Source organism: Marinobacterium zhoushanense, from assembly GCF_014641945.1.
Lineage (GTDB): Bacteria > Pseudomonadota > Gammaproteobacteria > Pseudomonadales > Balneatricaceae > Marinobacterium_D > Marinobacterium_D zhoushanense.
Map to the genome: position 1 here is coordinate 25,321 of NZ_BMIJ01000006.1, position 19,189 is coordinate 44,509.

The window sequence follows — 19,189 nt, forward strand, 5'->3', positions numbered from 1 at the left end:
CGGATATCGTGCCAGGCATCAAAAAAGCTTGATAATAGATGCATCTTTATAAATGCATTGTTAAATTGACCTCGGTTAAGTGTTGTTAAAATAACAAGCAGGTTGTTGAAATGACTGTTTTTTCCATGGCGGACTCGATGATCTCGGTGGTCGCGGATCTGTCTAGCCAGATGGCACCGGAGACACGCTTCGAGCGTCTGTTGGAGGCGCTGCTGAAAGCCTTCCCCGGCGATGCCGCGGCGCTGCTGCGGCTGAAGGATTCGGTACTGCTCCCCCTCGCCATCCGTGGGCTGTCCGATGACACCGCAGGCCGCGCTTTTGTGGTCGAGGAGCATCCCCGCTTCGCGCATATCCTGATGAGCCGGGAGCCGGTACGTTTCCCGGCCGACTCCGCGCTGCCCGATCCCTATGACGGACTGATCGATGCGGTGGAGGAGCCGCTGCATATTCACGACTGTCTGGGTGTGGCGCTCTATATCGACGAGCTGCCCTGGGGCGTGCTGACACTGGATGCGCTGGCACCGGGTGCATTCGATGGGATCGATCCGCTTGAGTTGAGAGCCTTCGTGCGGTTGACCGAGGCCTCCATCCGCGTTTCCGAACTGATTCACTCCCTGCAGAAACGCTTTAACCGTGAGCACGAGGTGGCGCAGGTGCTGATTGCTGACCTGGGGCGCACCGACATTATCGGCGACAGCCCGTCGATCAAGGCGATGCTACGCGAGCTGGATGTGGTGGCGGCCTCTGACCTGTCGGTGATGATTACCGGCGAAACCGGTGTCGGCAAGGAGTTGGTCGCCCGCCATCTGCATGCAGCATCGGCGCGTGCCGATGCCCCGCTGGTGTACGTGAACTGCGCGGCGCTGCCGGAAAACCTGGTCGAGAGCGAGCTGTTCGGCCATACCCGTGGCGCCTTTTCCGGCGCGGCCGGTGCCCGGACCGGAAAGTTCGAGCTGGCGCAGGGCGGGACCCTGTTTCTCGACGAGATCGGCGAGATGCCTCTGGCGATGCAACCCAAGCTCCTGCGCGCGCTGCAGAGTGGCGAGGTGCAGCGGGTCGGCAGCGACCAGTTCCATCAGGTGGATGTGCGCATCATTGCGGCGACCAACCGCGATCTGGCGCAGGAGGTGGCACAGGGGCGCTTCCGCGCCGATCTCTACCACCGTCTCAGCGTCTACCCGATCCAGGTGCCGCCGCTGCGTGAGCGTGGCCGCGATATCCTACGCCTGGCCGGTCACTTTCTCGAGTTGAACCGGCGCCGCCTGGGGTTGCACGCCCTGAGGCTGGATAACAGCGCCCGTGAAGCGTTGCTGTGCTATGACTGGCCCGGTAACGTGCGCGAGCTAGAGCACCTGTTGAGCCGCGCCGTATTGCGTTTGAAAGCCGATTCCGGCGCTGGTGGGAGGGTGTTGAGCCTTACCGCCGATCTGCTCGACCTGCCCCAGGAGCGTGCCATTGAGGCGGCCCCCTCCAACACGGATGACAACTTCACCTTCGTGACCGAGACTAGGACTCTGCGCGAGGCGACCGACAGCTTTCAGCGCGATCTGGTGATCGACTGCCTGGCCAAGTGTGGTTGCAATCGTGCCGCTGCCGCTCGGGAGCTGGGACTGGATCCGGGAAATTTCAATCGCCTGCTGAAGCGTTTGCAGATCGACGTAGCGGAGGTTAAAAGCGGTGCCTGAGCAGACCAACAAGCGGGTGTACGACAAACTGCTGGTGCTGCTCGGCGTTGGCGACAACACCACCGGCCATAGCGAAAAACTGATCTCAGGCCTTGGAGCGTTGCTGGGTATGCTGGGCGTCTACTGGATATCGAGCTGGTATCTGGGCCCGGACGGAAGCCGGTTGATCTTGGCGTCCATGGGAGCCTCGGCGGTGTTGCTGTTCGCCGTACCGCATGGTGCCCTGTCACAGCCCTGGCCGCTGGTGGGCGGGCACCTGATATCCGCCTTTATCGGCGTCAGCTGCCAGGCGCTGTTACCGGATCACCCGCTGACGCCGGCGTTGGCGGTGGGCCTGTCGGTGGCTACCATGCACTACCTGCGCTGCATAAACCCGCCAGCCGGTGCCACCGCCTTGGCCGCCGTGATCGGTGGCGATGCGATCCATGAGCTGGGTTACGCGTTTCTGCTGACCCCGGTGCTGCTCAACCTGATCGGCCTGCTGACCGTCGCCCTGCTGTTTAATAGCCTGTTCTACTGGCGTCGCTATCCCGCGGCACTGGCACGTCGCCCTGCACATCCGACGGTAGCGCCGATGCATCGTCAAAGCAGTATGCTGACCCATGAAGATCTGGCGGCGGCGATGGAGCAGATCAACTCCTATGTGGACGTGACCTCAGAAGAGTTGGCGGAGCTGTTCGACCTGGCGTTGGAGCACGCCGCCCAGTCGCAGCATAACCCGCAACAGCTGGTTATCGGCGCGCACTACAGCAACGGCCAGCTCGGCTCGCAGTGGGCGGTGCGCCAGATCCTCGACGGACCGGACAGCATGACGTCGGAGCGCGACCGGCTGGTGTTCAAGACCGTGGCCGGTGCCGGCAGCTACGCCACCGGCGCCTGCACCCTGCGCGAGTTCCGAGACTGGGCCAGATTCCCGGTCGAGTACACCGGCGAGCGCTGGGTCCGTGTCCGGAACTAGTAAGGTAGCACCCGACAAGGCTGCAGAGAGTCTGCTGTCAGCTTTGTTTCCTCCTTGCCATTAGCGTCAAGCTGAACCACTTTTAATCCGTGATCAGTATCCGGCCCAGTATGGGGTAGGCCACGAAACATGGACATGCGCAAACAGCGTGTGGCAAAGAGGAGAGCCCAGCATGCCCGAAGCACCTTACCAACTCTCGATCAGCCGCTATATCGCGGCCTCGCCAGAGACGGTCTGGCAGGTGATGACCCAGCGTCTGCAGGAGTGGTGGTGTCCGAAACCCTGGCGGGTGCAGATCGACGCCATCGAGTGGCGCCCGGGAGGAGCGTTCAATACCACTATGCTGGGGCCGGACGGGGAGCGATTTTCCGGTAAGGGGGTATTGCTTGAAGTGACCCCAGGCGAACGCTTTGTATTTACCGACGCCCTCGATAGCCAGTGGAACCCGCAACAAGCCTTTATGGTTGGCTGTTTCGAGATCCAGTCTGAAGGAGAGGGCACACGTTACACTGCCAGTTCGCGTCACTGGTGCCGAGAAGATATGGAAAAGCACCAGTCGATGGGTTTTACCGAAGGGTGGACAGCGGTAGCGGAGCAACTGGCTGCAATGGCAGAAAGCACAACCTAATCAGAACGTTGTCGCCATCTTGAGACTTGGGCTATAGTCAGACTCGGCGGGTAATTGGAGTACCCGCCGCGTAATCCGAATTTACAGTCCACCCGAGCCATTCAGGTGACGCAGCCGGATGATCAGGATGATGAGGCGCGAAAATTCTCTTTTCCCCGCTCCGCAATTCTATGGTTTCCAATTTTATTCTTTGCAGAGTAACAGACTGATTCAATGTCGTGCTGATGTTTCGTTCAGACGTGTCTGTACCCTCTGGGCTGATCGGGGTCGAGAGAACATACCCCTTAATTCGTGCGATCTGGCGACAGGCGTTAAAGAATCGTTTGTTTATCAATGTGTTAACGGTATTGGGGGATTGCACAGTGGAATTAAGGGGTATACCCCCTAATAATTATTATGGGGCCGCAGGCCCCATTAACAGGCTGTTAAGCACTCTATATATGGATATCGAATCAGTTTCTCTAATTCTGGACGGGTACTTTCATTCGCTTAGACGGATGAGTGGTAACTGTTCCGATTTCTGGTCATATACGATTCCTATCGAAGGAAATATTGAAAGTAGTCTAGCTGCACATCTCAATCGTACGAACACCGATACGTCTGTTTCGAATAGGAGTTCTATTGGGTATGCTGATATCGAGGTTCTATTGAAGCGATGTCTGAAGGAACAGTTGAAGGTCGGCGAGGACGGTTTATTCGATATGTTTGTATGGGATATTGTCGAATACATTCAGATGAGCTACCGAGATCTGTACCCAGAGGTTGATCCTCTGGAAACGGGTGAAGCTGTAGTCTTCGACGCTAACTCTAAGTTTCATGGTAAACATCTTTATATAGTTGTTCCAGTCAAAGACAAGGCGTTGGTTATGGGGTTGGGAAAACGTGCTTAACAAAGTTATCAAATTGACCTCAATACGCTACGCTTCTTTCGGCAATTTATAACGGCGTTAATTGAATATGATAGATCAAGCCAAAATCAAAGAAATATTGCCCATCTTCCTCGAGTTAAAAGATTCAGGAGATGCTCATATTTGCAAGGCGATAGAAGAGTTAGGTATTGAAAGGGAAACAGCAGAGCGGATCTCAGCGTTTTTCCCTAGTGCCTTTTGTCGCGTCGCGTTGGCAGATCATTTACAAGTGGAATTTCCTGATTCGTACATGATTAATGGGTCAGATAAACTTTATCCTTACAAAGAAGAGCCGATTTATGCGATGGGTATAGAACTGGCGTCTATTATTTATCACCATGAGCAAGAGCTAAGTGGTATATTTAACAGCATTGTGACCAGGAGCGCGGAGTGTGACGCTATAAATCGAGCATTAAATGCAGGTGAAGGCATATCAGGTTCGAAGCTTTCTCCGATACGTTACTTCGGTTATAAAACCATTGGTAAAAGGCGTAATGTGTTTTCCAGATTATTCAGTTAACAAGGCACAGCAGTCGCTCCCGTTGGTCGCAGGGGCGTCCAAAAGGCTGCGCTTTTTTGGCCGCCCCTGTATGCGGCGTTATAAATAAAGTTAAGGAACGCAGGTGCCGGACATCAATTGGAATGAGCTAAAGCACGCTTACGGAGACGCCGGAGATATTCCAGCTCTTCTTAAACAACTTGAGTTGTTTTCAGCTGAGGCGTCATATGATCAAGAGCCTTGGTTCTCGCTTTGGAGTTCTCTATGCCACCAGGACGATACCTATTCTGCTTCCCTTGTAGCTATCCCTGAGATCGTTGCCACACTAGAAAAAGCTCCTGAGAAAGCAACTTTAAGCTTCTTCCTACTCCCGGCATCCATTGAATTTTTGCGACACAAAAAGGGAATGACTGTTCCCATAGATCTAGATACCTGGTATCACAATGCAATATCAAAACTAGCAACTATGGCTCTTCAGGTAGCCACTCAACACCCTAACTCAGAGCTTACTAGAGCGGCACTTGCTTTGATCGCAGTGGCCGTTGGGCAGTATGAGCATGCTGAGTTAATTATCGAAATTTCGCAAACTGAGGCCGGTGAGGTACTAGAGTGGTATCAAACACGTTGATTTCTAAAAAACTGATGTACGCCGCTGTCGCAGATGGGACCTTCACTTCGCGGGCGCTACGCTTCGGCCCCATTGGCAGGCGTTATGTGGTTTAAGGAGTACCGATATGCCCTTCAGTGAATCAGAAAAAGCTGCACTACTCGAAGTAAAGGGTGTTGGACCTACGGTAGTTAAGCGTTTTGAGGAAATAGGTATAGATTCCTTTGCTGAGTTGGTGAACTATGAGCCGCAAGAAATTGCTGAACGAGTGGCGTCTATGCTTAGAACTACTTGTTGGAAGAATAGTCCTCAGGCCTTGTCGGCGGTCAAGTCTGCAATAGAAAGGGCGAGGCAAGGTTTTTAGATGTAGATCTCAAGCGGCTTCAGCTCCGCCCCAAAGCCAGGCGTTATTTTTAAGGAAATGTTATGCCAGATATCTTTTTAGTATTATTTTTTGTTTCAATTTTGCCAATTTTGCTTGCGGTCGCAGGGGGTTATTTTAGAGTTTCTGAACTTGGTAAATTTGATAATCATCGCCCTAGAGAGCAGCAGGCGGTGCTTACCGGTGCAGGCGCGCGGGTGGTCGCAGCACAAAAAAACGCTTGGGAGGCTTTGATTTTCTTTGCGGCAGTTACATTAATCGCGGTCGCGTCGCCAGTGGACTTGGATAAGTTATCTGCACCAGCCTATCTCTTTTTGGCATCGAGAGTGGTTCACCCAATAATGTACGCAGCTGATCTGGCAGCTTTGCGCAGCATAGTATTTGCGGTCGGGTGGTTTGCTTGTATCTATATTTTCTTGATCGCCTACAGCGCTTACGGGTCATAGCCAGGCAGTGTTTGGAAGCGCCTGCAGCGACCCCAAGCTGCGGCGCTACTGCGACTTCGATTACACACTGGTAAAAAGTGCTTCGGGAGCCGCTAATCATTGAGCATCTTTTGATGCTGCCGCCCCGCATTTAGGCCGCTATTCGAAAACTTTATATAGCCATCATACGGCCCGCGTATAGCCCTAGTTGTAATTTCGATTGGTCCCCTTGTGCCGATCGACTAATGTGCCTTCTGTTCGCTTAAAAGCCTCATAACAAAAACTTGGGAACAGAACCGAAATGATGAAGAAAACAGTTTCAGTACTGGCCGGTGCCGTACTCAGCCTCGGCATGATGAGTGCGCAGGCTGCCACGCTGAAGATGGCTTACGACGCCGATCCCGTTTCACTCGATCCGCAGGAGCAGCTGTCCGGCGGTACCCTCCAGCTCTCCCACATGGTGTTCGATCCACTGATTCGCTGGACCAAGGATCTGGATTTTGAGCCGCGTCTGGCGGAAAGCTGGGAGTGGGTCGACGATCTGACCATGCGTTTTCATCTGCGCCAGGGCGTCAAGTTCCATAGCGGTAATGAGATGACCGCGCAGGACGTGGCCTTTACCTTCAACCGCCTGAAAAACTCCGCCGACTTCAAGGCGATCTTCGAGCCGTTTGCCGAGCTGAAGGTTGTCGATGACCACACCGTCGATCTGGTGTCGAAATCGCCCTATCCGCTGATCCTGAACGCGGCGACCTACATCTTCCCGATGGACAGCAAGTTCTACACCGGCGAGGATGAGAGCGGCAAGCCGAAGGATGCGATCGTCAAGGGCGGCAACTCCTTCGCGTCCAAGAATGAATCGGGTACCGGTGCCTATACCGTGGCCTATCGCCAGCAGGGGGTGAAGGTCGAGTTCAAGCGCAACCCGAACTACTGGGACAGCAACTCGCCGGGCAACGTCGATGATATCGTACTGACGCCGATCAAGGAGGCGCCGACCCGTGTGGCTGCGTTGCTGTCCGGAGATGTGGACTTCATCGCGCCGGTGCCGCCGACCGACCTGGACCAGATCCGCAACAGCGACCGTACCGATCTGGTCACCATGAGCGGCACCCGCATCATCACCTTCCAGCTCAACCAGAACCGTGTCGAGGCGTTCAAGGATCAGCGTGTGCGCCAAGCCGTGGTCTATGCGATCAACCAGCAGGGGATCGTCGACAAGATCATGAAGGGGTTCGCCACTCCGGCCGGTCAGCTGAGTCCGAAAGGTTACCTCGGTTATGACGAAAGCCTGACCCCGCGCTACGACCTGGAGAAGGCCAAGCAGCTGATGAAGGAGGCCGGTTATGAGAAGGGCTTCAGCGTCACCATGATGGCACCGAACAACCGTTACGTGAACGATGCCAAGATCGCACAGGCGGTGGCATCGATGCTGGCACGCATCAACATCAAGGTGGATCTGAAGACGGTACCGAAAGCGCAGTACTGGCCGGCGTTCGATGCCCGTGAAGCGGATATCATGATGATCGGCTGGCATGCGGATACCGAGGATTCCAACAACTTCTACGAGTTCCTGACCATGTGTCCGAACGCGGATACCGGTGCTGGCCAGTACAACTCCGGAAACTACTGCAACCCGGAGTTGGACAAGCTGGTACAGGCTGCTAACGTCGAGACCGACAGCGCCAAGCGTGCCGAGATCATGCAATCCATCGAACGTGGCCTTTATGAAGACGCGGCCTTCGTACCGCTGCACTGGCAGGATCTGGCCTGGGGGGCCAGCAAGAAGGTTGATATCGCGCCCGTGCTCAACGTGATGAACTTCCCCTACCTCGGGGACCTGGTCATCAAGGAGTGATACTCCGGGGTGCCGGCGGGGAGCTGTCGGCATCCTCCACGCCGTACAAGGGGGAGCCTGTCGGCGCCCCTATTTTCCAACAGACGGTATGTGGCAGGGCAGCCATATGCCTCGAGGTTGAAAAACCATGATTGCTTTTCTGATCAAACGCCTCGTTCAGGCGATTATCGTGATGTTCATCATCAGCCTGGTCAGCTTCTCGATTCAGGATAATCTGGGCGATCCGCTACGCGAACTGGTGGGCCAGTCGGTATCGGAGGAGGAGCGCCAGGTGCTGCGTGAGAAAATGGGCCTGAACGATCCTTTCCTGGTGCAGTATGGCCGCTTCGCCGTTAAAGCCCTGCACGGCGACCTGGGCACCTCCTATTTCTTCAAGGAACCGGCGCTGCAGGTGATTCTGCACAAGCTGCCGGCCACGATCGAACTGGTTTTTGGTGCGACGCTGATTATCGTGTTGCTGTCGGTTCCCCTGGGTGTGTACTCGGCGATCAAGCCCAACAGCCTGTTTTCTCGGGCGGTGATGGGGTTCAGTATTGTCGGCATCTCAGTGCCGGTGTTCCTCACTGCCATTGGCCTGATCTACTTCTTTTCGATCTATCTCGGCTGGATGCCATCCTTCGGCCGAGGCGAGACCGAGCCGGTGCTTGGTCCCTGGGAAACCGGATTTCTGACCGTCGATGGTCTGCAGCACCTGATACTGCCGTGCATCTCGTTGGCGTCGATCATGCTGCCGCTGTTCATCCGTCTGATCCGTGCCGAGATGATGGAAGTGTTGCAGTCCGAGTATGTCAAGTTCGCCTGGGCCAAGGGCCTGGCGCCGCGCCGTATCTATTTCCTGCATGCGCTGAAGAACACCATGTTGCCGGTGATCACGGTGGGTGGCGTGCAGATCGGCACCATGGTGGCCTACACCATCCTGACCGAGACCGTATTCCAGTGGCCCGGCATGGGCTTCCTGTTCTTGGAGGCGGTCAACCGTGTCGATACCCCGTTGATCGTGGCTTATCTGATCGTGGTCGGCGCCATCTTCGTGGTGACCAATACCCTTGTCGACCTGATCTACGGTCTGGTGAACCCGACCGTCAAACTGACAGGTAAGAAGTGATGACTGAACAAGTAGATATACTCGAGGCCCGTCCCAGCGCCTGGCAGCGCCTGCGTGACAGCCACCTCTGGCACAGCTTCGTCACCGACCGTGTCGCCCAGCTTAGCCTGCTGGTATTTGTGGCTTTTGCCCTGATGGCGCTGCTGGCCCCGCTGCTGGCGCCGTTCAACCCCTATGACCCGGCTCAGATCGACATTCTGAACTCCGAATTGCCGCCAAGCTGGGAGGAGGGGGGCGACCCGGCCTTCTGGCTGGGTACCGACGCCCAGGGTCGTGATCTCTGGTCCACCATTCTGTACGGCACCCGGATCTCGCTGACCATCGGGCTTTGCGCCGTGGCCCTGCAGGCAGCGCTGGGTATCGTGATCGGTCTGCTGGCCGGTTACTTCGGCGGTCGTATCGACAGCCTGCTGATGCGCTTTGCCGATGTGCAGCTGTCATTCTCGACCATGATGGTGGCGATCGTGGTGCTGGCCGTGTTCCAGGCCACCTTCGGTACCGAGCTGTATCAGCGCCTGGCGATGCTAATGCTGATCCTGGTGATCGGCATCGCCGAGTGGCCGCAGTACGCGCGTACCATCCGCGCCTCGGTGCTGGCGGAAAAGAGGAAGGAGTATGTGGACGCCGCCCGTGTTATCGGCCTGCGCCCGGCACGGATCATGTTCCGGCATATACTGCCTAATACGCTGTCGCCGATTCTGGTCATCTCCACCGTGCAGGTGGCCAACGCGATCATCTCTGAGGCGTCGCTGTCATTCCTCGGCCTGGGTATGCCGGTATCACAGCCCTCGCTCGGCTCGCTGATCTCCAGCGGTTTCGAGTACATCTTCTCGGGCGCCTGGTGGATTACGGTGATTCCCGGCGGCGTACTGATCGCGCTGGTGCTGGTGATGAACCTGCTCGGCGATTGGCTGCGCGATGTCCTTAACCCGAAGCTGTACAAGGGGTAAGACGATGGCACTGTTGGAAGTTAACAATCTTGAAGTCCGTTTTGGCCTGCGCAGTGGCGAGGTCAGCGCACTGCGCGATATCAATTTCACCCTTGAGCGCGGCGAGCGCCTGGGCATCGTTGGCGAGTCCGGTGCCGGCAAGTCGGTGCTCGGGTTCTCGATCCTGAACCTGTTGTCGCGCCCCGGTTATATCGCCGGCGGTGAGATCCTGTTTGAAGGGCGCAACCTGGCGGCGATGTCGGCCAGGGAACTGCGCTCGATCCGCGGCAATCGCATCTCGATGATCTTCCAGGATCCGATGATGACGCTGAACCCGGTGCTGACCATCGGCCAGCAGATGGTCGAGTGCCTGCGCGCGCACCGTAAGATCAGCCAGCAGGATGCCAAGCGCATCGCGCTGCAGAAGCTCAAGCAGGTGTACATCCCGTCACCGGAGAAGCGCTTTGACCAGTACCCGCATGAGCTGTCCGGCGGTATGCGTCAGCGCATCGTCATCGCCATCGGTCTGCTGATGGACCCGGATATCATAATCGCCGACGAGCCGACCACGGCACTCGACGTGACCATTCAGGCCGAGATCATGGACCTGATGCTGGAGCTGTGTGAGCGCAACAACGTGGCGCTGATTCTGATCACCCACGATCTAGGCGTGGTGTCGCAGGTGACCAAGCAGGCGATGGTGATGTATGCCGGTCGCATTATCGAGCAGGGCCCGACGCGGGAGATCATCAACGATGCCCAGCACCCCTACACCCAGGGACTGATGAACGCGCTGCCGCAGATGGCGATTCCGGGCCAGCGCCTGAACCAGATCCGCGGCTCCATGCCGCCGTTGCAGAAGATCCCGGCCGGCTGTGCGTTCAACCCCCGTTGCGAGTATGTGATGGAGGTATGCCGGAGCCAGTTGCCGGAGTTCACCAGCTCCGGCGGTTGTCGCGTGGCCTGCCATCTGGTGGCGAAGATGAAACTCGAGGAAGCCGCTGCACAGCGTGTCGAGGAGGCGAACTAAGATGACAACGACTGTACCGACAACTGTGACAACGGCGGCCGAATCCCTGGTACAGATCGAGAATCTGTATAAGCGCTTCTCGATCTCCGGTGATTTTCTCGAGCAGTTGAAACTGCGCGGCGGCAAGCTGGTGCGTGAGCAGGAGCATGTGCACGCGATCAACGGCGTGACGCTGGACGTGCGCAAGGGCGAGGCCCTGTGCGTGGTCGGCGAGTCCGGCTGCGGCAAGTCCACCGTGGCGCGTACCGTGATGGGGCTGCTGAGCCCGAGTGGCGGTTCGATCGGCTACCAGGGCAAACGTATCGACAACCTGAGCGATCGTCAGCTGATCCCGTACCGACGCAAGATGCAGATGATCTTCCAGAACCCCTATGCGTCGCTGAACCCGCGCATGACCATCGCCCAAACGCTGGAGGAGCCGGTGCGTTTCCACAACCCGAAGGCGTCCGCCGCCGAGGTGCGCGACAAGGTGTATGAGGTGATGCAGTCGGTGGGTATCGACCCGAGCTGGGGCAAGCGCTATGCCCACGAGTTTTCCGGCGGTCAGCGTCAGCGTATCAGTATCGCCCGAGCACTGGCGGTGGATCCGGAGTTTATCGTTGCCGACGAGCCGATCTCGGCGCTGGACGTGTCGATCCAGGCCCAGGTGCTGAACCTGATGATGGACGCGCAGGAGAAGCGCAATCTGACCTACCTGTTCATCACCCACGATCTGGCCGTGGTCGAGCATTTCGGCACCCGTGTGGCGGTGATGTACCTCGGCAGTCTGTGTGAGCTGGCACCGACCAAGACCCTGTTTCCCAGCCCGCGCCACCCCTATACCCAGGCGCTGCTGTCGGCGATTCCGCGGCTGGAAACCGGCCGTCCCGGGCATATCAAGCTGAAGGGCGAGGTGCCGACGCCGGTGAATCTGCCCTCGGGCTGTGTGTTTCACGGACGCTGTCCCCACGCTGATGAGCGCTGCAAGCGGGAGATCCCGCAGCTGATCGCCACCGACGAGGGCGGTCAGGTCGCCTGCCACGCGGTTGAAGAGGGGCGGATCTGAGATGAGCCATATACAGGTCAGCGCCGCGTTCGATAGCGGCAATATCGAGGTCGTCGATGCCAGCAGGGCGGAGGATATCCAGCTGCGTATACGCATCGACAACGGCTCGGCGTTTTTCCAATGGTTCCACTACCGGGTACTGGGAGCAGGTGGCCAGCCGCTGCGGATGCGGTTGATCAATGCCGGCGAGGCGTCCTACCCGGGCGGCTGGGCTGGCTACCGGGCGGTAGCCTCCTATGACCGTGAGCACTGGTTCCGGGTGTCGACCCACTACGCAGACGGCGAGCTGGTGATCGAACATCAGCCGGAACACGACAGCGTCTACTATGCTTATTTCGCTCCGTACAGCCACGAGCGGCACCTGGATCTGATCGCCCGTGCCGGGCTGTCGGACATGGTGGGTATCGAGCGCCTCGGCCAGACTCTTGATGGACGCGATATGGAGCTGCTGCGGATTGGCGAGGCGGCTCCGGGGCGCTGCGTGATCTGGGTTACGGCGCGTCAGCATCCGGGCGAAACCATGGCGGAATGGTGTGCCGAGGGGCTGTTGACGCGGCTGCTCGACCGCCACGATGCCCAGGCCCGCCTGCTGCTGGAGCAAGCGGTGATCTATATGGTGCCGAATATGAATCCGGACGGCTCTGTGCGGGGCCATCTGCGTACCAACGCCATCGGGGCCAACCTGAACCGGGAGTGGGAGACACCGAGCCTGGAGCGTAGCCCGGAGGTGTATTGCGTGCGCCAGCGGATGGAGCAGACCGGCGTCGATCTCTATCTCGATCTGCATGGCGATGAGGTGCTGCCGTGCAACTTTATCTCGGGACAGGCCGGTGCGCCCTGGGTTGAGGCAAATATACTGGAGCAGGAGGTGCAGTTCGGACGCGATCTGCAGGCGGTGAACGCGGACTTTCAGCTTGAGCGCGGCTACCCGCCGGGCAAGTTCGGCGCCGAGACGATGACCATTGCCGCGTTTTGGGTCGGGCGCCGCTTCAGCTGTCCGGCGATGACGCTGGAGATGCCGTTTATCGATTTCGACCTGCGGCCGGATCCGCTGCAGGGCTGGTCGCCGGAACGTTCGCAGCGTCTGGGCGCGTCGCTGATCGATCCGATACTGGCCTGGCTTGGCCGCTCGCTTGATAGGTCGTAGGGGGCTGCATGGAGTTGCGCTGGTTGGATGACTTTATTGCGCTCGCAAGGACGCGACATTTTTCCCGCGCGGCGGATGAACGTAACTGCACCCAACCAACCCTGAGCCGGCGTATCAAGCTGCTTGAGGACGAGATGGGTGTGACGTTGATCGACCGTAATACCCTGCCGCTGTCACTGACGCCGGCCGGCGAGGTGTTTCTGGCCGGCGCCGAACAGATGAGCCGGATCGCCCGCGAGACCAAGTCCCGCTGCGGCGAGATCCGTGAGAAGCAGCTCAACCGACTGGTCTTCGCCACCACGCAGACGCTGTATCTCTGTTTCTACAACGCCTGGGTTGAGCCGTTCTCCTCCGAGCAAGGCATCGATATCGAATTGAACCTGAAATCCACTGCCTGGGTGGGGCCCGATTTCGTCAGTGCCCTGGCGCAGGGCGAGTGCGATCTGGCACTCTGTTACTGGCACCCGGCGGTGGACTTTTTGCGTGCGCTTGATGACGATCGCTTCGAGTCGATTACGGTCGCCGACGAGGTGTTGGTGCCGGTGACGGCGCTCGACGAGCAGGGGCATCCGCTGCACCAGTTGCCGGGCAGGGCGCGCAAACCCTTGCCCTACATCGGCTACCATGAAGGTTCCTTCGCTAGGCCAGTGATTCAGCAGTTTATCCAGCAGCAGCTGGAGCCGCCGCAACTGGTTACCATGAACGAGAACTTCCATGCCGTTAGCGTCAAGGCGATGGTCAAGGAGGGGTTCGGTCTGGGCTGGATACCCAAGCGGTTGATCGGTGACAGTCTGCGCTACAACCAGTTGGCGCTGGCCGGCGATGAGCGCTGGCATATCCCGATGCAGATACGGCTCTACCGGCTGCGTCACAATCACAATAGCAGCCTCGATGCGCTCTGGTCGCTGATAGCGGATCAGGTCGCGGAAGGGGTCACCACAGCCCTCTAGTTTGCCCAGGATGATTCAATGCAGGCTCTGTTTTTCAAGCATATCGAGACACTGACGGCGCGTACCGAAAGCGCGCTGGCGACACTGGGGTTTGACGCGTTGCTGCTGGGTTCCGGTGCGGCACCAAAACGCTTTCTCGACGACACTTACTATCCGTTCCGCACCCAGCCCGACTTCGTGCAGTGGCTGCCACAGCTGAACCAGCACCCGGGGTCCTGGCTGTTGCTGCAACCGGGGTGCAAGCCGAAGCTGTACCTGTACAGCCCCACCGACTTCTGGCATCAGACACCGGAGCTGCCGACCGGGGACTGGACGACGGCCTTTGAGATCGAGGCGTTCAGCGATGCGCAGCAGCTGCGTTCTGCATTCGCCTCCCTGTCACGGGTGGCGCTGGTGAATGCCGAGCGTCCCGACTTCGCGGCAGAAGGGTGGCAACACAACCCGCAGCCGCTGCTGGACGCGCTGCACTTCGACCGTGCGATCAAGACCGAGTGGGAGCTGCACTGCCTGCGCGAGGCCAACCGCATCGCGGTGCGTGGCCACGTCGCCGCCGAGCAGGCGTTTCGTGCCGGCGCTAGCGAGTACTGGATCCACCAGGACTATCTCGCGGCCATTGAGCATAACGAGCGGGACCTGCCCTATGACAATATCGTCGCCCTGAATGAACATGCGGCGGTGCTGCACTACCAGTTCCAGCAGCGCCAGGCACCGAGCGTGCCGCGTACGCTGCTACTCGACGCCGGTGCCTCGTACCAGGGCTATGCCGCCGATATTACCCGCACCCACGCCTTCGATCCGGACTCCGAATTCGGACAGCTGATCGCGGCGCTGGATGAGGCGCAGAAGGGGATACTGACGACGGTGAAGGCGGGCGTCGACTTTGTCGATCTGCACCTGGAGATGCATGCGAGGCTGGCACAGGTGCTCACCGACAGCAGGCTGGTCAATGCCAGTGTCGAGGCCCAGCTGGCGCAGGGCATTACCCGCACCTTCTTCCCCCATGGCCTCGGTCATCTGCTCGGCATCCAGGTGCACGACGTGGGTGGCTGGCAGAGTGACTCGGCTGGCACTCTGCGCGAACCGCCAGCCGAGCACCCCTTCCTGCGTTTGACCCGGACTTTGGAGCCGGGCTTCGTGGTGACCATCGAGCCCGGCCTCTACTTCATTCCCTCGCTTTTGGCCGGGCTGCGCGCTTCAGCGGCAGGTAATACATTCGATTGGAACCGGGTTGAGCAGCTGCAGCCCTATGGCGGAATCCGTATCGAGGACAACGTGGCGATTACCGCAGAGGGCCACGAAAACCTGACGCGGGACGCGTTTGCGCTCGTTGCGGGGTAACGCGTTAGGCGGCGACAGCTGAGTCGACGATCTCGGTAACCACCCTAGGGGGGCAGTAGTCGCCAACTGCCCCTGATACCAAAGGGTGCCATACTGCCTAGGTTTGTAGGTGTTGGGTTAAGAGTGCCGATATGGTGGCGGGTGACTTCACCTTTCTGGATGCCTTCCTTGTCCTGTTCTCGCTGGTCGTGGCGGCGGTCATGCTGCGTCGTCGCGTGCGCGATGCGCCGTTCTGGCGGGCCACGGTGACGCCGTTGGCGTCGATCATCGGCAGCGGCTTTCTGGTGGTGGCGCCGCTGCTGGCCCATATCGGCGGTGTCTTTGCCTCTCTGGATATCCTGATTATCGTGCTGCTATCGCTGTGGCTGGGATCGGCGATTCGCTTCAATATACTGCACGATGGGACACGTTCTGTACCGGAGGTGCGCTCGGTACGGTTGATGGAGCATCTGTCCGATCTGGCACTGGCGGCGGCGTACGTGGTCTCTGTTGCGTTCTATATCCGCCTGTTGTGTGGCTTCGTACTCACCGGTCTCGGGGTGTTCACGGTTTTTAACGCCGATGTACTTGCCACTCTGCTGCTGGTGTTCATTGGCATCTACGGCTTGCGCCGTGGCTTGAGCGGGCTGGAGCGACTCGAGGAGTACTCCGTTACGATCAAGCTGGCGATTATCGCTTCGCTGATACTGGGACTGATCGCCCATGACTCCGACAGCGGTTACAGTCTGGCAGGGCTGGAGTCCCAAGCCACCGATCCCTGGGAGCGATTGCGGATGTTGGGCGGGATGCTGCTGATCGTGCAGGGCTTCGAGACGTCCAAATATCTTGAGGGCTCGTATACCCCCGTCATGCGGGCACGCTCCATGTGGCTGGCGCAGATTGTGGCAGGTACAATCTATATCGTCTTCGTAGTGTTGGCGCTGCCGTTGATGGCACATTTCGCACAGGCGTCGCCCAGCGAAACCGCCATCATTGATCTGTCCCGCCATATTACGCTGATACTGCCGTTGATGCTGGTGGTGGCGGCCGCCATGAGCCAGTTCAGTGCGGCGATTGCCGATACCATCGGGGCCGGTGGTGTGGTCGAACAGGAGAGTCGTCAGCGAGTATCGGCCAAGCCCAGTTATCTGGTGATTACGCTGCTGGCCGCCACATTGATCTGGTTTACCAATATCTTCGAGGTGGTGGCGCTCGCGTCCAGGGCGTTCGCGTTCTACTACTGCCTGCAAGCGATTCAGGCGGCGCGGCTCGCCGCGGCCACCGCCTCTGGGCGCCGCCGGCGGTGGTTGATCGCGTCATATCTGGTGTTGGCGTTGTTGATGATCACCATTGTGCTGTTTGCAAAGCCGGTGGAGGACTGAGTACTCAGCCCTCCCGAACCTATTCTGGGTTGCTTTACTCCTCGCCTTCTTCGCACCCTTCGACCTCATTCAGGCAGATATCGCCAAGTTCGGTAAAGGTGGCGTTGTCATCGGCGGTGATGGCGCCCACCTCAATCTTGGCCAGGGTGTCATCAGCCAACGTGTTCAGATATTCCGTCGGTACAGTCACGCTCATCTGGCTGGCGGGCAACCGGATCGAGAACTTCAAACCGGATCCATCCTCGGCTTCGAGTACAACCTCCCAAATGGCTATGACGACGTTTACTGGGTGCACGGGCAGAACACCGTCGTCCACCAGTGCGCTCAACTGCGCGAAGGAGCCGCAGTTGCCCAGATCATCGCCGCTGCTCCAGCTGATCAGGCCGCCTGAGTAATCGAGATTGGTCGGGGCGGCGGGAAGGGCGTAGCTCAGCTCGGTTTCGCCTTCCAGCTTTTCGCCTTCATCGCCTTTACCGATGAAGGTATAGGTTCCAGCTTGCCAGCGCTCGAGAAACTCCTCCAGTGAGACGATCTCGTCGTCGGGGTCAGCCTCTGGATCGGGCCAGCACAGCGGCTCCGAACTTTCGGCAAAGGTTTCCGTCAACTTCTGCTCAGCCAGGGCACCCTTGGCGATATCTTCAAAAACTTTCGCACCATCCGGGTTTTCCAGGCGGACGGAGTTCAGATCCTCACCGTCGATGAGGAAGTGAAAGCCGATATCGCCATCGCTGGCATTAATTTCGATCAGCGTTTTGCACTCGCCGAAGTCACCGCAGGGCGCGGTGGCTGATACTTGGGTCGAGATGCCGAGGCATAGAGCTGTTACCGCGGCGGGGGGTAACAGTTGGGTAGGGAAAATGGCCATGGGTGTATCCCCCATTTTCTATTGGCCATAAAAGTATAGTTCGCGGCAGTCCGTGCCCGTCTCAGCGGTTGGGGATCAAGTGCGTGAGGTGCAGCAGCTTTTTCGGATTTCGAACGATGTAGATCTCCTCGATCCGACCATCCCTGAACGCGAAACCGGTGGCCTGCAGCAGGCAGTCCTGCTCCAGTGTCAGCCAGCCCGGAGCACCGTTGATCAGCACGCGGCGGGCCCAAATCGGCTGGTTGATGCCACCGCTTTTACGCGCGATGCCGGCAAAGAAGCGATTGATACGGTCGAGGCCGAAGATCGGACGGCGTGCCGAGATCCGGCGACCACCGCCATCGGTACGTAGAATGGCGTTGTCGGCCAGTAGCTGACTCAATACCTCGGTGTCGCCACTGCGGGAGGCGTGGAAGAACGCTTCGGACAACCGTTCACTGTCACGCTTCTCGACCTGAAAACGGGAGCGCTCCAAGCGGATATTGTCGCGGGCACGTTTGGCCAACTGGCGGCAGGCGGCGTTGCTGCGCGACAACGTAGTCGAGATCTCGTCGAACTCCAGCTCGAACACGTCGTGCAGCAGAAACACCGCACGCTCCAGCGGTGACAGCCGCTCCAGCGCCAGCATCAGGGCAATGGAGGCGTCTCGGGACAGCTCCTCCTCCACCGAGATATCCTCCTGCAGCTCGATCAGCGGTTCCGGCAGCCAGGGACCGATATAGGTTTCCCGTTGATGCCTGGCCGACTTCAGCCGGTCGAGACAGATCCGGCTGACCACGGTGGTGAGGTAGGCACGGGTATTATCGATATCCTGTTGCTCAGTGGAGTGCCAGCGCAGATAGGCATCCTGCACCACATCTTCCGCTTCGGCGACCGAGCCAAGCATGCGATAAGCCAGACCGCCGAGAAATCGGCGGTGGCTTTCGAACTCGGCAGCTGAATCCGGCTGTCGGGTTTCAGCACTCATGCAGTGGCGGTCTCCTTCTCGATAGGTGCGGTGACGGGATGGGCAAAGCGGAAGCCCACCGCAAGCCTGTTCCATACATTGATGGCACCGATCAGCAGGGTCAAGTTGACCAGCTCCTTATCGCTGAACTGCTGCTTGGCCTGTTGATAATCCTCGTCCGGTGCCTGGCTATCGGCCAGCAGGGTGAGGGACTCGGTCCAGGCAAGTGCGGCGCGCTCACGCTCGGAGTAGAGCGACGACTCGCGCCAGGCGGGGAGCAGATAGAGCCGCTCCTCGGTTTCACCGGCTTTACGCGCATCGCGGGTGTGCATATGGAGACAGTAGGCGCAGCCATTGATCTGCGAGGCGCGGTTTTTCACCAGCTCGATCAGACTGTACTCCAGTCCGCTGTGGCGAACATAGGTCTCCAGGTTGACCATGGCAGCTATCGCTTCAGGGGCAGCCTGGTTGGGATCTAAACGTTGCATAGTTGCTTTCTCCGTTTTGGGGCTCCTGTAGGGGC

Annotated in this window: 20 protein-coding genes; 16 read left to right on the forward strand and 4 right to left on the reverse strand. The window is 58.5% G+C overall.

Annotated features, from left to right (window positions below):
- Nucleotides 1-110: 110 nt before the first annotated feature.
- The 3 genes from norR to IEX40_RS14360 all read left to right on the forward strand — a co-directional run bounded on the left by norR (nucleotide 111) and on the right by IEX40_RS14360 (nucleotide 3,271).
- Nucleotides 111-1,685, forward strand: coding sequence for a nitric oxide reductase transcriptional regulator NorR (norR, locus tag IEX40_RS14350; RefSeq protein WP_188749485.1), 1,575 nt, complete (start codon nucleotides 111-113; stop codon nucleotides 1,683-1,685).
- On the forward strand, nucleotides 1,678-2,643 hold the full coding sequence (locus IEX40_RS14355; protein ID WP_229680773.1) for an HPP family protein: 966 nt from the start codon (nucleotides 1,678-1,680) through the stop codon (nucleotides 2,641-2,643). The genes norR and IEX40_RS14355 overlap by 8 nt, the downstream gene beginning before the upstream one ends.
- 172 nt (nucleotides 2,644-2,815) lie before the next feature.
- Nucleotides 2,816-3,271 carry an SRPBCC domain-containing protein gene (locus IEX40_RS14360; protein WP_188749486.1) on the forward strand — a complete coding sequence of 152 codons (456 nt, stop codon included), beginning with the start codon at nucleotides 2,816-2,818 and terminating at the stop codon, nucleotides 3,269-3,271.
- Nucleotides 3,272-3,963: 692 nt separating this feature from the next.
- Here the strand turns inward: IEX40_RS14360 and IEX40_RS22170 are convergent.
- A complete protein-coding gene (locus IEX40_RS22170) occupies nucleotides 3,964-4,089 on the reverse strand; it encodes a hypothetical protein (protein ID WP_268235793.1) in 126 nt (41 codons plus the stop codon).
- 139 nt (nucleotides 4,090-4,228) lie between these two features.
- Between IEX40_RS22170 and IEX40_RS14365 the strand changes: the two genes are divergently transcribed.
- The 13 genes from IEX40_RS14365 (at nucleotide 4,229) to IEX40_RS14425 (ending at nucleotide 16,855) form a co-directional block, all read left to right on the forward strand.
- On the forward strand, nucleotides 4,229-4,699 hold the full coding sequence (locus IEX40_RS14365) for a hypothetical protein (RefSeq protein WP_188749487.1): 471 nt from the start codon (nucleotides 4,229-4,231) through the stop codon (nucleotides 4,697-4,699).
- Nucleotides 4,700-4,802: 103 nt separating this feature from the next.
- Nucleotides 4,803-5,306: a hypothetical protein gene (locus IEX40_RS14370; protein ID WP_188749488.1), complete on the forward strand. Its 504-nt coding sequence runs from the start codon at nucleotides 4,803-4,805 to the stop codon at nucleotides 5,304-5,306.
- 106 nt (nucleotides 5,307-5,412) lie between these two features.
- On the forward strand, nucleotides 5,413-5,649 hold the full coding sequence (locus IEX40_RS14375; RefSeq protein WP_188749489.1) for a helix-hairpin-helix domain-containing protein: 237 nt from the start codon (nucleotides 5,413-5,415) through the stop codon (nucleotides 5,647-5,649).
- 62 nt (nucleotides 5,650-5,711) lie between these two features.
- On the forward strand, nucleotides 5,712-6,113 hold the full coding sequence (locus tag IEX40_RS14380; RefSeq protein ID WP_188749490.1) for an MAPEG family protein: 402 nt from the start codon (nucleotides 5,712-5,714) through the stop codon (nucleotides 6,111-6,113).
- A 283-nt stretch (nucleotides 6,114-6,396) separates the two neighbouring features.
- A complete protein-coding gene (locus IEX40_RS14385; RefSeq protein WP_188750107.1) occupies nucleotides 6,397-7,950 on the forward strand; it encodes an ABC transporter substrate-binding protein in 1,554 nt (517 codons plus the stop codon).
- Nucleotides 7,951-8,077: 127 nt separating this feature from the next.
- Nucleotides 8,078-9,055 (forward strand): ABC transporter permease, encoded by a 978-nt coding sequence (locus IEX40_RS14390; RefSeq protein ID WP_188749491.1) that lies wholly within the window; start codon nucleotides 8,078-8,080, stop codon nucleotides 9,053-9,055.
- On the forward strand, nucleotides 9,055-10,005 hold the full coding sequence (locus tag IEX40_RS14395; RefSeq protein WP_188749493.1) for an ABC transporter permease: 951 nt from the start codon (nucleotides 9,055-9,057) through the stop codon (nucleotides 10,003-10,005). Before IEX40_RS14390 ends, IEX40_RS14395 begins: the two co-directional genes overlap by 1 nt.
- Nucleotides 10,006-10,009: 4 nt before the next feature.
- Nucleotides 10,010-11,014 carry an ABC transporter ATP-binding protein gene (locus tag IEX40_RS14400; RefSeq protein ID WP_188749494.1) on the forward strand — a complete coding sequence of 335 codons (1,005 nt, stop codon included), beginning with the start codon at nucleotides 10,010-10,012 and terminating at the stop codon, nucleotides 11,012-11,014.
- 1 nt (nucleotide 11,015) lies between these two features.
- The gene (locus tag IEX40_RS14405) at nucleotides 11,016-12,059 is read left to right on the forward strand and encodes an ABC transporter ATP-binding protein (RefSeq protein WP_188749496.1); all 1,044 of its coding nucleotides are present in this window, start codon (nucleotides 11,016-11,018) and stop codon (nucleotides 12,057-12,059) included.
- Nucleotide 12,060: 1 nt separating this feature from the next.
- Nucleotides 12,061-13,206: a M14 family metallopeptidase gene (locus tag IEX40_RS14410; RefSeq protein ID WP_188749498.1), complete on the forward strand. Its 1,146-nt coding sequence runs from the start codon at nucleotides 12,061-12,063 to the stop codon at nucleotides 13,204-13,206.
- Between the two features lie 8 nt (nucleotides 13,207-13,214).
- Entirely contained in the window at nucleotides 13,215-14,156 is a 942-nt protein-coding gene (locus IEX40_RS14415) for a LysR family transcriptional regulator (protein ID WP_188749500.1), read from the forward strand.
- Between the two features lie 18 nt (nucleotides 14,157-14,174).
- A complete protein-coding gene (gene pepQ / locus IEX40_RS14420) occupies nucleotides 14,175-15,494 on the forward strand; it encodes a Xaa-Pro dipeptidase (protein ID WP_188749501.1) in 1,320 nt (439 codons plus the stop codon).
- 131 nt (nucleotides 15,495-15,625) lie between these two features.
- Nucleotides 15,626-16,855 carry an Aq_097 family APC-type transporter gene (locus IEX40_RS14425; RefSeq protein ID WP_188749504.1) on the forward strand — a complete coding sequence of 410 codons (1,230 nt, stop codon included), beginning with the start codon at nucleotides 15,626-15,628 and terminating at the stop codon, nucleotides 16,853-16,855.
- A gap of 34 nt (nucleotides 16,856-16,889) precedes the next feature.
- Here the strand turns inward: IEX40_RS14425 and IEX40_RS14430 are convergent, their stop codons facing one another.
- The 3 genes from IEX40_RS14430 to IEX40_RS14440 all read right to left on the reverse strand — a co-directional run bounded on the left by IEX40_RS14430 (nucleotide 16,890) and on the right by IEX40_RS14440 (nucleotide 19,154).
- Nucleotides 16,890-17,720 (reverse strand): hypothetical protein, encoded by an 831-nt coding sequence (locus tag IEX40_RS14430; protein WP_188749505.1) that lies wholly within the window; start codon nucleotides 17,718-17,720, stop codon nucleotides 16,890-16,892.
- A gap of 61 nt (nucleotides 17,721-17,781) precedes the next feature.
- Nucleotides 17,782-18,687 (reverse strand): sigma-70 family RNA polymerase sigma factor, encoded by a 906-nt coding sequence (locus IEX40_RS14435; protein WP_188749507.1) that lies wholly within the window; start codon nucleotides 18,685-18,687, stop codon nucleotides 17,782-17,784.
- Nucleotides 18,684-19,154 (reverse strand): carboxymuconolactone decarboxylase family protein, encoded by a 471-nt coding sequence (locus IEX40_RS14440; protein WP_188749508.1) that lies wholly within the window; start codon nucleotides 19,152-19,154, stop codon nucleotides 18,684-18,686. Before IEX40_RS14440 ends, IEX40_RS14435 begins: the two co-directional genes overlap by 4 nt.
- Between the last annotated feature and the right edge of the window lie 35 nt (nucleotides 19,155-19,189).